The sequence below is a fragment of the Ureibacillus sp. GCM10028918 genome (genome assembly GCF_042666115.1).
In the GTDB taxonomy this organism is placed as follows: Bacteria; Bacillota; Bacilli; order Bacillales_A; family Planococcaceae; genus Ureibacillus.
This window is the reverse complement of the sequence record NZ_JBHTFK010000017.1, coordinates 250043-263011: the sequence shown is the minus strand read 5'-3', so window position 1 is coordinate 263011 and position 12969 is coordinate 250043. Positions and strand designations below refer to the sequence as shown.

Genomic DNA, 12969 nt, shown 5'->3' with positions numbered 1-12969 from the left:
CTCACTAAAAAAGGGTATAAAACTTTATAGTCGATGTGAGTTAGAAATAATATTTCTTAGTAATCGGGCGCTTTTCTGAATAAGGAAAGCGTCTTTAGGGCGGCCTTTTCTTCTTGAAATAATCTGTGTAGATTAGATGAAAATAGTGAATAAAGATAAATATAAAGTTAACTCTATATAAAAGAATGTTAAACGAGGAGACTATTTATGAAGCCGTATGAAATAAATAATATGATTATTGATGATGAATTAGATGGTGAAGAATTCGTGACTATTGATTTTACTTACCAAAATAAAGATTATAGCATTACTTTTAAGAAAGCAGATCTTGAAATTATTAATACATGGATTTTTAAAGATGGTACGTCTCTTCCAGCAAATTTATCTGATAATATTATTGAATTATTAAGAGAAGATGTTAAAAAGAGAATCTAGCCACATGTTCTAGTTTAAATTTCCTTATGGTTAGTTGAAAGTCTCAACTAAAACTGGTAATCAATGTTGGAAATGGGATAGTCTGTTTCGATAAACGGGTGGCTTTTCTAAAGAAAGTATATTCTTTCGGGAACAAAATTTTTACTATCGATTTTCAACAATCAGGCGCCATTCTTAAAATAAGGAATGCGTCTGTTTTAATTTAGTCAGATATGACTTTTTGTTATTCTGGTGGATATTCATACGTCTTTAGATGTGAGTGGTTTATCAATTCTACCTCAGGACCATAGGAGATTTTATAGGTCATTCGGTCTTTTCCTACTGGAATATGGTGTCCACCATCTGTAGGCTCAATTTCAAATGTAATTTCCAAATCAAAGCCTCGGAAACCATTTACTCTTCTTGTTTCAATCACTACAATCTTCCAAGGAGTAACCTGGGGTGAGAAATCCTTTAAAATTTTAGGATAATAATAGCTATTCAAATCCTTTTCAATATATGGAGCAAGCATATTCTTTAACATATCCTGTAGCCTAAGCTCCTCCGAGTCTTGAGTTTCTTTAGCTGATAAAACGGTTGTGGATTGAAAAGAAGGGATAGACACAAGGGATAGTATAAAAACGATTAGCATTTTTTTCATTATCTTCAATACACCTCGTACAATTTATCGGAATCAAGTGTATTGTTACCTCTTCTGAATTAATTATGTATTTATTTAACAATCTGGCGCATTTGTAATGTGTCTTTTTCCGGTATAAGGGCCAGATTCAAGAGTTTCATAAGAATGCCATAGAAGCAAGTGCAGAACAATTTATGAAATACTGGTTAACTAAAATGAAAATATAATCTTTTTGCAGCTTTCGTGCTATTCAAAAATCGGGAGCAAAACTGAAACAGGGTAGGAGAAACATTTTGATTAAAAAGAAATGAAAAGTATTCAAATTCAATCAAGATGATATTTTAGAAATATTAACGGAGCATATTGCTGAAGAAAATGGCTTTGATACCTGGCAGTCAAAGTCAATATTGTTAGGTTCTCCAGATAAAGATATAAGACTAATTATTAATGCTGCATAATGATGTAACCACATACAACTTAATATAAAAAAGCAAGTTACTTACACAAAGTAAGTAACTTGCTATTTACGTTTTAATAGCGGCTTTATATTCAAGTTAGGTTTACAAAAAACTAGAGTCCCAAATTCTTTAAAACAGCGTATTACTGAGTAAATTCTGGATTCAATTCTCCAGTATAAGGAATATGTTCTACAGTAATTGGGATATCTTTTCCTTCCTGATCTTTCCCGATTCGTGTATAGGTAAATTTATTTTCATTTAATTCAGTAATTTCTAGAACAGCTCCATATTTTTTATCCCCTAGAGATACATGGGCTCTTAGTTTATTATTATTTAGCACATTATAATAGCCATAATCACCGCGACTTTTGCCAGTTTGTTTATCGAAAAATTCATATTGACTTGTTTCAGCATCATATTTAGCAAGAGCAAAGAAATTTTGGTTGTATTCAGATACATCATTACCATTTTCATCTAAAGCAACTGATCCAACCCATAATGTATTAGCTAAAATTTGGTCACCATCAATTTGATTATCTACTTTACCTGTTAAAGTTTCAAAAGCTTTTTCTGGTGAAGTAAAAGCAAGCTCTGAATCTGTGTAAGGCACATGTTCAACGAAAACTTCTACATCATTTCCATTAGCATCTTTACCAATTCTTTTATAGATATATTTATCGTCTGTTACTTCTGTTAACTCCACAACACCTTGTGTACCTTTTGATTCGGAGATTAGTACTCGTAATTTCCCATCGTTTGTCATGAAGAAAGTACCATAATCGCCGCGGCTATTTTTTGATTCTTTATCAAAGAATTCGTATCTAGACGTTTGGTAATCGTACTTCGCAATCGCAATAAAGTTTGAATTCTCTTCAGTTAAATCGTTATTATCTTTATCATAAACTTTTGTTCCTTGCCATAGGGTACTACCTAATATTTTTGCAACATCATCGCCATTAGTTGATTTAGATTCCTCAGTTACAGTAGGCTCATTTGCTGTGTTATTTATTGCTGATGAAGTCTCTTCAGATTTATTTGCTGTAGAAGAATTATTCTCGGCGTTATTAGAATTACAACCGGCTATTAAAGCAGCAGTTATTGTCATGGATAGTAATAAAGTTATTGTTTTGTTCATTTGATTTCTCTCCCTTGTTGTTTGGTCTAGATAAAGAATAACAAAACAATGTGGCATAAAAGTGTCATAAAAAGAGTGGAAATGTACTTTTTTATGCCGAAATATTATTTTTATATTCTTTTTATGGAGATAGTAAATGTTGTTCCTGAGTTGAATCGACTTTTTCTAATGTGAATTTCCTCACCAAGTCGTTCCATTATTTCATGAGCTATAGAAAGCCCAAGACCACTGCCTACCGTGTTATGTGAACTGTCAGCTTGTTTGAATCTTTCAAAAATATAAGGGAGAAATTCCTTTGAAATACCTGGTCCATTATCCGATACCAAAATTTTAACTTTTTTATTTGTGCATTCTGCATCAATTTCAATCTGCCCGTTTTCAGGAGTGAATTTAAAGGCATTATCCAATAAAATAGTGAGCACTTGTACAATTCTATCTTCATTTGTATAAGTTAGTGGAAGATTTTTTGCCTGGTCAGTAATTTCAAATTGTAGATCCATATCCTCAGCCAGTATAGAAAAAGGCTCCGATACTTGTTCAATTAATTGATTTGTATTCACGATTTTCTTTTTAAAAGCAACTACTTCGCTTTGTAATCTGGACAACTCTAATAGATCATAAATTAGTTTTTCAAGGTGAGCACTTTCTCTTAATATAATACTGTAATAATGATTTATTCTGGATTGCTCAGTAACTACATGATCTGCAAGTGTTTCAGTCAATGCTTTAATAGATGCAAGAGGGGATTTTAACTCATGACTTATATTTGCAATATAGTCTTTACGCATTTGTTCGAGTTGATTCCTTTCTTTAATAAACAGGCTTAAAAATACAAGAATGATGATTGTTCCTATAGCCAATGTAGTAAAGAAAACAAGATAAAAGCCATCTAGTGCAGCGACATAAGATCTGGCTGGTTTTAGAAGAAATAGCCCCCCGGTAATTTTTTTGTTCTTCACTATTGGTTGGCCGATTACAAGGGCTTTTGATGAGAAGCCATGTATCTCCTTAATTTCGGCAACAGTAGTTTTGTTTCTAATGACTCTGGGTAAATAGTTAATTAAAATTTTGTTTATTTTCGTTTCATCAACAGTGTTTTCTTGAATATGATTTTTATTTAATATATTTATTTTTTTACCGTGGACATCAAAAGCCATAATATAAAAGGCTTCATCATTTATAATAGTATTTCCTTCAGATACATCTTTTGCAATGGAAGTAAGCTGAGGTTGAAATTCATCAATTTTTGATTTTATAAAGTAGTGTTTTATGGCTACAGCACCTAATAGCTGTCCCAAGATAAAAATTGCTAATATAATTAGTGCAATGGAAAGTTTGCTGGAAAGGAATTTTCTCATATCACTTCCTCAAATTTGTATCCGACACCGTAAATGGATTTTATTGAAAATTCTGGGTTGCCTTTTGAAACTTTTTGACGTATTCGTTTAATTAAAGTATCAACTGCACGTGTATCACCGATATAATTATATCCCCATACTTTGTATAATAACTCCTCACGATTTATTACTCTTCCTTTGTTTTTTACTAAGTATGCCAATAATTCTACTTCTTTAGCTGTAAGATCCATCACCGTATCATTAACTAGAACTTCATACCCTTCAACATCAATGAATAGGCTAGAAGCTTTAAGTATATTTGAATTATCTTGTTTTGGTTGAACCCTTTTAAGTATTGTTTTGATTCTAATTACAATTTCACGAGGGGAAAATGGTTTTGTTAGATAATCATCGGCCCCTATTTCTAGCCCAATGATACGATCCATTTCCTCTCCTCGTGCACTTAGCATAATAATGGGAATATCACTTGTTTTACGAATTTCCTTACAAACTTCTGTTCCAAAGAGACCAGGGAGCATTATATCAAGTACTACTAAATCAAAATGTTGCTTTCCTAGAAGATCTAAAGCATGTTCACCGTCAAAAGCTGAAACACTATTTATGTTTTCTGTATGCAAATAAGCGTTAATGCTTTCATGAACCGCAACATTATCATCACATATTAAAACTGTTACTTTTGAATCCATCTATATTTTCCTTTCATTGTTTCTAGAATGAAAAGTTTATTACACATATGCAAAGTAAGCAACTTGAAGTTACTTTAATGGTTTACCCAATTTCGCTCTAGTTCTATTAATTCTACATTTTATTATATTAAAAAAGTTTGAGAACAAGTCTCAAGCTTATTTGTTATCACATATTCTAAATTTAGAAAACCTCCTTTTAATTTACTCTTTGAATAGGCTAATAATAGTTTTGTACGGATCTTTGATTCAAGAACTGCCTTTCATATTAGTTTCACCAAATTTGAAAGGCAAGAAAATATGAAAACTATCACAAATTGTTCTAGAACGAGAAAAGTTTTTTAAGTTTTAATATTATAGTTTTGGTGAATAAGATTCGTTGCCACGAGAGGTTTTGAGCATGTAATGAGTTATTTGGAAGAGTTTAATTGAAAAAGTGGATGGTTAAAATAAGCATTAATTGGATGGTTGTTTGTATAAGCAATAGTCGTATAATACATTATTTATTAATAAATAGCTAATTAACATAAGAAGGACTGTTATATATATGGATTGGAAACCAGATAGGAAAGCGAAGAAAGCTATCTATAAACAACTTGCTGAATATATCGAGAATGGGATAGCAGATGGTACATTTCCACCCGATAAACCCTTACCATCTGAAAGATATTTAGCAAATGAACTAAACTTAAATAGAAGCACAGTGGTGGCTGCCTATGACGAGCTGGAATCAATTGGACTTATTCAAAGAAATAGAGGAAGTGGCACTACCGTCAGTAAAGATATATGGGGAATAACTAAGAAACGTATTCCAAGTTGGAACAGGTATATTGAAGCGGGTTCTTTTTTACCTAATTTACCAGTAATGCAAAGAATAAGAAAAGAATCAGTAGAACATAATCTAATTAATTTGGCGAGTGGAGAATTGTCCGAGGATCTTTTCCCAATGAATTTTTTACGAGAGATAACTTCGACACGGTCATTTATTGGGAGCTTAGGATATGATCATCCGCAGGGTAACGCAATACTTAGAAATACTCTGACTAAACATGTAAAAGAATATCGAGGAATTGAAACGAATCCCTCTTCCATACTTATTACGTCTGGGGCACAACAGGCTTTACACTTGGTTGTTCAGTGTTTGTTAAAACCCGGAGATGCAGTTGCGGTAGAAGACCCTTCTTATAATTATAATCTTCCTATATTTAAAACAGCTGGTTTAAAAGTATATTATTTACCTGTAGATGAAGCAGGATTAAATTCTGACGATTTGCTTTCATTATATAAAAAGCATCGAATTAAAATGATTTTTTTAAATCCGGCATATCAAAATCCTACAGGTTCTTTACTCAATGAAAAACAACGAAAAGCAATTTTGGAAATATCCTCTGAACATGGAATTCCTGTAGTAGAAGACGACCCATATAGTTTAACATCTTTTAATCGCGATAAAGTACCTACCTTAAAATCAATGGATGTTCATGGGAATGTTTTATACATTAGCTCCTTGTCAAAAATTATTGCATCCGGCTTAAGAATTGGTTGGATTATTGGTCCAAAATCCGTAATAGAAAGATTATCTGATGCAAAACAGCAAATAGACTTCGGTCACTCAAGCTTTACACAATGGATTGCCAACGATTTTATGGAGTCTGAAAATTTTAATTCTCATATTAAACGGTTGGTAAAGGAGCTGGAAAAACGTCGAAATCAAATTGTTATTAGCCTTAATTCGTATTTAAAGGGTCAAGTGGAATTTTTTGTTCCACAAGGTGGTATTCATATCTGGGTTAAGATAAAAAAAGACCATAATGAAACTAAATTACTAGAGCAATCAATAAAAAGGGGGATAATTTATGTTCCTGGTTCCACAATGGGCTCTAAAAAGGGGTTTGTTCGCTTTACTTTTGCTAGGGAAGATGAAGAATCAATCGACAAAGGAATTAAAAGGTTTGCAGAAGCTCTGAATTCTCTTTAAACTACTGTCTTTATCTACTTTTATACTTGATTGTACATTAGAATCATGACGTGGTCATGATTTTCTTTGCCTTAAAATGGTAAATGGATGGTTAAAAAAATATCTAATTGGATGGTCATAAAAATTTTCAATTCCTTATGATGAAGAGGTGGATAATCAAATATCCAAATGGCTAATGATTAATAGTTTTTATACCAAATGTGTGATGAATTCACAATTATGAATAAATAATACATCTAAAAGATGAGAAAGGTTGTGTAAAAATTGGTCTATCTACCAGAAGTTCCGTCAATTACGACCTTAAATATAGAAATAGAAGAACAATTTGGAACTCCATTATTTACTGCTTTAATAAAACATGCCAAAAAGGAACCTGTCCAATTTCACATTCCCGGACATAAAAAAGGGAATGGTATGGACCCCGAATTCAAGAAATTTATTGGTAGAAATACTCTATCTATCGATTTAATTAATATAAGTCCACTTGATAGTCTACATCTTCCTCAAGGAATTATAAAAGAGTCACAAGAATTAGCTGCGAAGGCATTTGGTGCTGATTATACTTTTTTCTCTGTACAGGGTACAAGTGGGGCGATTATAGCCATGATTATGTCTGTTTGTGAACCAGGAGATAAAATTCTAGTGCCTCGAAATGTTCATAAATCTATTATGAGTGCCATTGTTTTTTCAGGTGCTATCCCTATTTTTATTCAGCCCGAAGTAGATTCTTCCTTTGGAATCTCTCATGGGATTACTCCTAATTCTATTGATGAAGCATTAGTGTTACATCCGGATACAAAAGCTGTTCTTGTTATTAATCCAACTTATTATGGGGTTTCAGGTGATTTGAAAAAAATTGTAGAAATAGCCCATCTCAGAGGAATCCCAGTACTTGTCGACGAAGCACATGGAGCTCATATACATTTTCATCAAGACTTACCGCTTTCAGCCATGGCAGCAGGAGCGGATCTTGCAGCAACTAGTGTTCATAAATTGGGTGGTTCTCTTACACAAAGCTCGATATTAAATTTGCGTGGAAACCTTGTTTCGCCTAAGAGAGTACAATCTGTTTTAAGCATGCTTACTACTACTTCAACATCATACTTGTTATTGGCTTCTTTGGATGTTGCTAGAAAGATGTTGGCAACAGAGGGACAAACCTTATTAGAGGAAACGATTAAAAAAGCAGAGAGAACACGTGCAAAAATTAATGAGATTGAGCACTTATATTGCATGGGGCGTGAGGTTCTAGAATCCAGTGCTGCAATCTCAATGGATCCAACTAAACTATTAATATCAGTGAAGGAACTTGGTATAACAGGATACGAAGTAGAAAAATGGCTGCGCAATCGTTTCAAAATTGAAGTCGAATTGTCCGACTTATATAACATACTTTGTATAATTACTCCTGGGGATTCAGAGAAGGATTTACAAATACTCGTTCAGGCGTTAACCCTGCTTTCGCAGGAATTTAAAAATCAAGCAGATAGATATATTGACAGTTCAGTTTTACTACCCGAGATTCCTTTATTGGCATTAACCCCTCGTGATGCTTTTTACGCTGAAATAGAAGTGGTAGATTTTGAAGAGTCTGAGGGTAGGATAATAGCAGAATTTGTGATGGTGTATCCACCTGGAATCCCTATATTTATACCGGGAGAAATTATTACTAAAGAAAATATAGTATATACACAAAAAAATATCGGAGCGGGACTTCCTGTTCAAGGCGCAGAAGATATTGAATTTAAAAAAATACGTGTAATTAAAGAACAATTTGATAACTAATAAAAAATCGATAAGGAGGAAAACTAAACGAACTGTACTAAATTAATAGATTCAACATTACTATCACCTGATGTCACAGTAAGAGCTGGTGCAGACTATGTTAAAACTACAACAGGCTTTTCCCTACAGCAACTTTGGAGATGTTAAGGTAATTTAGACAAGCAGGTTGGGTTAAAGCATCAGGAGAATTACGTAACAAATGCGATATATAATCAATGGTTGATGCAGGTGCTCCTAGAATATTGACTAGTTCTACTGTGAAAATATATTAATGCTAGATTAGTAGATACTACATCCTCTATTGAGGTAGTTATGCTGCATTACACATTCAAAATTCACTTTGTTTAAAAGGCAATCTAATATAGTTGAGAATGTGATATTTCCCTATACAACAGGATAATTTTCTTTACGAAATGATTTTATTTTTTTTAAATAATATTTAGGCAAAATAAGGAGTGGAAAAATATGACGTGGACTGCTTTTTTGGTAATATTAGCTGGAATTCTACTTAAAATGCTAACGAGTCCTCCAAGTGCTCTGGTAAGTTGGGTTTTAAGTAAATTTGCACTTCATCCGAAACTAGATCCAAATGAAGTTATAATAACATTTAATGAAAAGCAATTAGAAGTAGAAGAAAAAATTAAATATATAGACTCTTTCAATGATGCTACATTTTTAGAGAGATATCATATTTTCCCTGGAAATGAAGAAAAATTTCTACATCCAAACATTAATATTATTCCGTTTGTCATTAATGTAAAACGTAGAAAAAAAGAAGCCAATTTTTTTGTGTACTGTGATGATGACAATATTTTAGTAGTTAAGCAGTGGAAAAAGAAAGTAGCTTCGTATAGTCTTAGATCGGAAAATCTACAAAATTTTACTTTTATTTAATGAAGCAAAGTAAAAAGGCTAGGCAATATATAAATATTGGCAATTTGGGAAGATGGTACAGACAGTTATGGGATTGCATTAGACATTCAATAGCAAAGAATGTTTACAAACTATGAGAACGTACTCAAGTTACTTCAAGAAGGAATAATAATTAAAGATATTAAAAAAGATAGCTTAATAAGATTCCAGGCACTTTCCTTGAATAAGGAAAGTGTTTTTTCATTAGTGGTCGATATAATTGAAAACAACTTTAAAGAAGAATGGATATTTATGTTAAAATCTTAGTGAGCTTGGAGGCAATGTACGTAAACTTATAATCTGGATAGTTAAAGAAGAAGGGAGACTAGGTTTTGAAGAAGTAACTATTTTTACTATTTTGTATAGGAATTAGTTTGGTTGGATGTAATCAAGAAGAAACAGTAAAAGCAAAGACATTACAAAAAGAACATATTGAAGAAATCTCATTTACTGTTAAAGAACGCGAAAGTGAAGAGTATAAAAGTACAAAAGAAATTGTTAAATCTGATGAGATAAAGACCGTTTTGCGCGGATGCCTATGCAATTAAAGGGGGGAGCAACTTGAACTTGTTTAATATCATCAAAAACAAACAAGAATATTGGCTAGTTGATCAGATCAAAAAAAATGATATTCCAAAGGAAGCATACTTACATCAATTTACACAAATCCTGGAGGAATGGGACCGGCTGGGAATCGGCTATTTATCTTTACTTATGGATGAACGATTTGAAAGCTGGCTGCTCCAAAGAAAGTTTTGCAAGATTTCTAGTATTGTTGAATACACAAGGAAACTGGCGGATTTACCGGAAATGGATGGCCAAATTGTTTGGCATTCGCTTTCAGAAGGTTTGCTGGATGACCGGGAATATGGGGAATTATATGACCTTTGCCGACTGGAGTCTGCCAATAAGAATAAAAAGCTGCCAATGGATCAAGTCATGAACTCGCTCAAAAATGAGTTAGGACCGGAGTGGCGCCAGCATTGTTATTATTTTACGAAGGATGAAGCTTTAGCAGGAATAAGTATACCGCATATTGAAATGGGAACAGAAGACGAAGGAAGATTATTTTATTTCGGTGTAGTCCCTAATCTAAGAGGGCAAGGACTGGGGATAAATATCCATAAAATCAGTCTGGTATTACTCAAGAAATTCCTGGCCAACTATTATGTCGGCAGCACCGACGTGAACAATTCCTATATGATTAAAATCTTTGAGAAAAATGGATGCGAACTCCGCGATCGGAAAGGGATTTATAGGATTGTCAAGTAAAAATCATAAAAGAGCTTGAACGGAACATAGGTATGGAGTTCACCCTCTTTTCGTCAACTAACCCCGGTTAATAAAAGATGATTGAAATTATTCCGGAAACTGGCGCATTTCTTTAAATAGGAATGCGACTTTTTTCATTTAAGGGTGATTTAATGGAGCAAAAAATTCATCTGAAAAATTTACGAATATTTACTGTCAAATTCCATAAACCTATTAAATAGGGTAGAAAATTATTTAAAAGGAAACAGTTGCTCACCAAGTCACAATGCACCTAATACTAGTGACTCAGGTTGGGAAGTGAAGTAGTGACGTGAATATCTCTATTAGTCCTATCTTAGAAATATAGAATCTTATTCAATAACGGGTAGGTTAGTTAAAGAAGAACTAAGTGATTTAAGGGATAAAGAACTTATATAGTTATTCAAATCAAAAGGGCAATATTGTTGAGGAAAGTAAACATATATTTATATAATGCAATTGTGATTGTGAAGAATTACACTAAAAACTAACGGGATAGGTTAGCTGAACAGGGAATATGTTAGGTAAATTTTAAATGTTGTAGGGAAGTCATCTGAATTTTAATCTAATTTTTGTTAAGGGCTATATAAGATCCGTATTAAAGTAATTCGAACATGTAGTTTTCTTCAACATTAAAGAAGGGAGAGATTATTTGGAGTACGACTGGAACAAAGCGATTGATTCTCTTTCCAAAATTAAAGTTTTTTCAAGTCCAAATAACGAGCCAGTAACCATAAGTGGTGACGCTGATGATTTGAAATGTATAGGGGTCGGGACAGATGCGGCCGTTTTTCAATCTCTTTCTGCCCCAGCTTATGCTTTTAAACTATATGCCAAGGACAAAGTAAACAAGGTAAAAATTGAGGCAAATGTTTATCATATCTTAGGGGATTCGCCCTTCTTTTCAACATGTTTCGCTTCATACGACGAATACCTTGTTTTAAGTTACGAGAAAGGGACAACTCTCTTTGACTGCATTCTACAAGGTATTCACATTCCAGAACAGGTTGTAAATGATGTGGAGGTTGCAAGGGAATATGTGCGGAATAAGGGCCTTAACCCACGTGATATCCATTTGAAAAATATTTTACTACAAAACGGGCGAGCAAAAATAATTGATGTCTCTGAATACACACTGCCAGGTAATGATTTCCGATGGGAGCATCTGAAAAAAGGATATGAGCAATACTATCATTTGATAGATGGAAATTCAGTTCCTTTTTGGTTAGTAGAGACGATTCGAAAGTGGTACAACAAGCAGGGGAAGAACCCTTCTTCCTATGAAGAGTTTACAAAAACTATTCTAAAACTTCTCTATATAAAATAGGTAACTTTGGCTTTAGTTGATTAACAATCATCCACAACGGCGCTTTCCTTGATAAAGGAAAGTGTTTTTTTTTATTAAAGGCCAAAATGTTGAGGAACGCTTGGTTGTATTCATGTAGAAACAATAATTGAAATCGTTAATGACTACACTAACTAGGGCCTACATTAATCAACTTGCTGAAGATCTATTGATAATATAGCAAGAGTATTTTCTTTAGTTATTTCGTTAACAATATTGTTAATTTTAAAAACTTTTTCATCGTTATCCATATCATTTTTAAGTTGTAAAAGTATGCAAGAGTAGCAATAAACATAAATAACCTAGAGAAGCAGAAAAAGTGGAGGTTACAAATCCTGTTCATAAATCTGTATCTAATAACTAATCAAACCTATCCAACTGTTACAAGGGTGATTTTTATATCTTTATTAGAACAAAAAGTATTATAGTTGCTATTACATCATTTATCTGTTATTCTAATTAAGAATTATTTTTGTTCTTTCTCAGATTGAGAATAGGATTTTGTTTTTCGTCTAAGGTATTTGAGCAGAGATAGTAAAACATTGTGTGGATATCACACGAGGAGGCAACAATTATGGTACAAGGTAAAGTTAAGTGGTTTAATGCAGAAAAAGGTTTTGGATTCATCGAGCAAGAAGCTGGAGAAGACGTATTCGTACATTTCTCAGCAATCCAAAGCGAAGGTTTCAAATCTTTAGACGAAGGTCAAAGTGTAACTTTTGATATCGAACAAGGACAACGTGGCCCACAAGCTACAAACGTTCAAAAAGCTTAATAATTGCTAGAAAAAAGACTCTACATGTAGGGTCTTTTTTTTGTGTTTAAATTAGTCATTATTATTAGTAATCTGGGTCACTTTGACCGATAATCTGCGCTGTTTCGAATTATAAAAAAGCCATAACGTTTAAAAAAATATGTACAAGTTAATGTTATCTTGTTTTAAAAAAAGTTGCACCGTTTTTACCCTCTGG

The 12969-nt window shown here is 33.0% G+C and carries 12 protein-coding genes; 8 read left to right on the top strand and 4 right to left on the bottom strand.

From position 1 onward, the window contains the following. Positions 1-207: 207 nt before the first annotated feature. Entirely contained in the window at positions 208-435 is a 228-nt protein-coding gene (locus tag ACFQU5_RS14160) for a hypothetical protein (RefSeq protein WP_390288858.1), read from the top strand. Between the two features lie 223 nt (positions 436-658). On the opposite strand, the gene ACFQU5_RS14155 is transcribed toward ACFQU5_RS14160, so the two are convergent. The 4 genes from ACFQU5_RS14155 to ACFQU5_RS14140 all read right to left on the bottom strand — a co-directional run bounded on the left by ACFQU5_RS14155 (position 659) and on the right by ACFQU5_RS14140 (position 4691). Beyond that, positions 659-1075 (bottom strand): DUF3888 domain-containing protein, encoded by a 417-nt coding sequence (locus tag ACFQU5_RS14155; protein ID WP_390288855.1) that lies wholly within the window; start codon positions 1073-1075, stop codon positions 659-661. A gap of 579 nt (positions 1076-1654) precedes the next feature. Continuing rightward, positions 1655-2647: a DUF4822 domain-containing protein gene (locus tag ACFQU5_RS14150; protein ID WP_390288852.1), complete on the bottom strand. Its 993-nt coding sequence runs from the start codon at positions 2645-2647 to the stop codon at positions 1655-1657. Between the two features lie 110 nt (positions 2648-2757). After that, on the bottom strand, positions 2758-4005 hold the full coding sequence (locus ACFQU5_RS14145) for a sensor histidine kinase (RefSeq protein ID WP_390288849.1): 1248 nt from the start codon (positions 4003-4005) through the stop codon (positions 2758-2760). Then, positions 4002-4691 (bottom strand): response regulator transcription factor, encoded by a 690-nt coding sequence (locus tag ACFQU5_RS14140; protein WP_390288846.1) that lies wholly within the window; start codon positions 4689-4691, stop codon positions 4002-4004. Before ACFQU5_RS14140 ends, ACFQU5_RS14145 begins: the two co-directional genes overlap by 4 nt. Before the next feature lie 544 nt (positions 4692-5235). Here ACFQU5_RS14140 and pdxR point away from each other — a divergent pair. The 7 genes from pdxR to ACFQU5_RS14105 all read left to right on the top strand — a co-directional run bounded on the left by pdxR (position 5236) and on the right by ACFQU5_RS14105 (position 12773). Further along, on the top strand, positions 5236-6666 hold the full coding sequence (gene pdxR, locus ACFQU5_RS14135) for a MocR-like pyridoxine biosynthesis transcription factor PdxR (RefSeq protein WP_390288843.1): 1431 nt from the start codon (positions 5236-5238) through the stop codon (positions 6664-6666). A 312-nt stretch (positions 6667-6978) separates the two neighbouring features. After that, positions 6979-8451, top strand: coding sequence for an aminotransferase class I/II-fold pyridoxal phosphate-dependent enzyme (locus tag ACFQU5_RS14130; protein WP_390289361.1), 1473 nt, complete (start codon positions 6979-6981; stop codon positions 8449-8451). Between the two features lie 465 nt (positions 8452-8916). Then, positions 8917-9345 carry a YfmQ family protein gene (locus ACFQU5_RS14125; protein ID WP_390288841.1) on the top strand — a complete coding sequence of 143 codons (429 nt, stop codon included), beginning with the start codon at positions 8917-8919 and terminating at the stop codon, positions 9343-9345. A 392-nt stretch (positions 9346-9737) separates the two neighbouring features. Then, positions 9738-9911, top strand: a complete 174-nt coding sequence (locus ACFQU5_RS14120; RefSeq protein ID WP_390288838.1) for a hypothetical protein — start codon at positions 9738-9740, stop codon at positions 9909-9911. Between the two features lie 13 nt (positions 9912-9924). Beyond that, the gene (locus ACFQU5_RS14115; protein WP_390288835.1) at positions 9925-10635 is read left to right on the top strand and encodes a hypothetical protein; all 711 of its coding nucleotides are present in this window, start codon (positions 9925-9927) and stop codon (positions 10633-10635) included. 670 nt (positions 10636-11305) lie between these two features. Beyond that, entirely contained in the window at positions 11306-11980 is a 675-nt protein-coding gene (locus ACFQU5_RS14110) for a serine/threonine protein kinase (RefSeq protein ID WP_390288833.1), read from the top strand. Between the two features lie 592 nt (positions 11981-12572). Beyond that, positions 12573-12773, top strand: a complete 201-nt coding sequence (locus tag ACFQU5_RS14105) for a cold-shock protein (protein ID WP_390288830.1) — start codon at positions 12573-12575, stop codon at positions 12771-12773. Positions 12774-12969 lie beyond the last annotated feature (196 nt).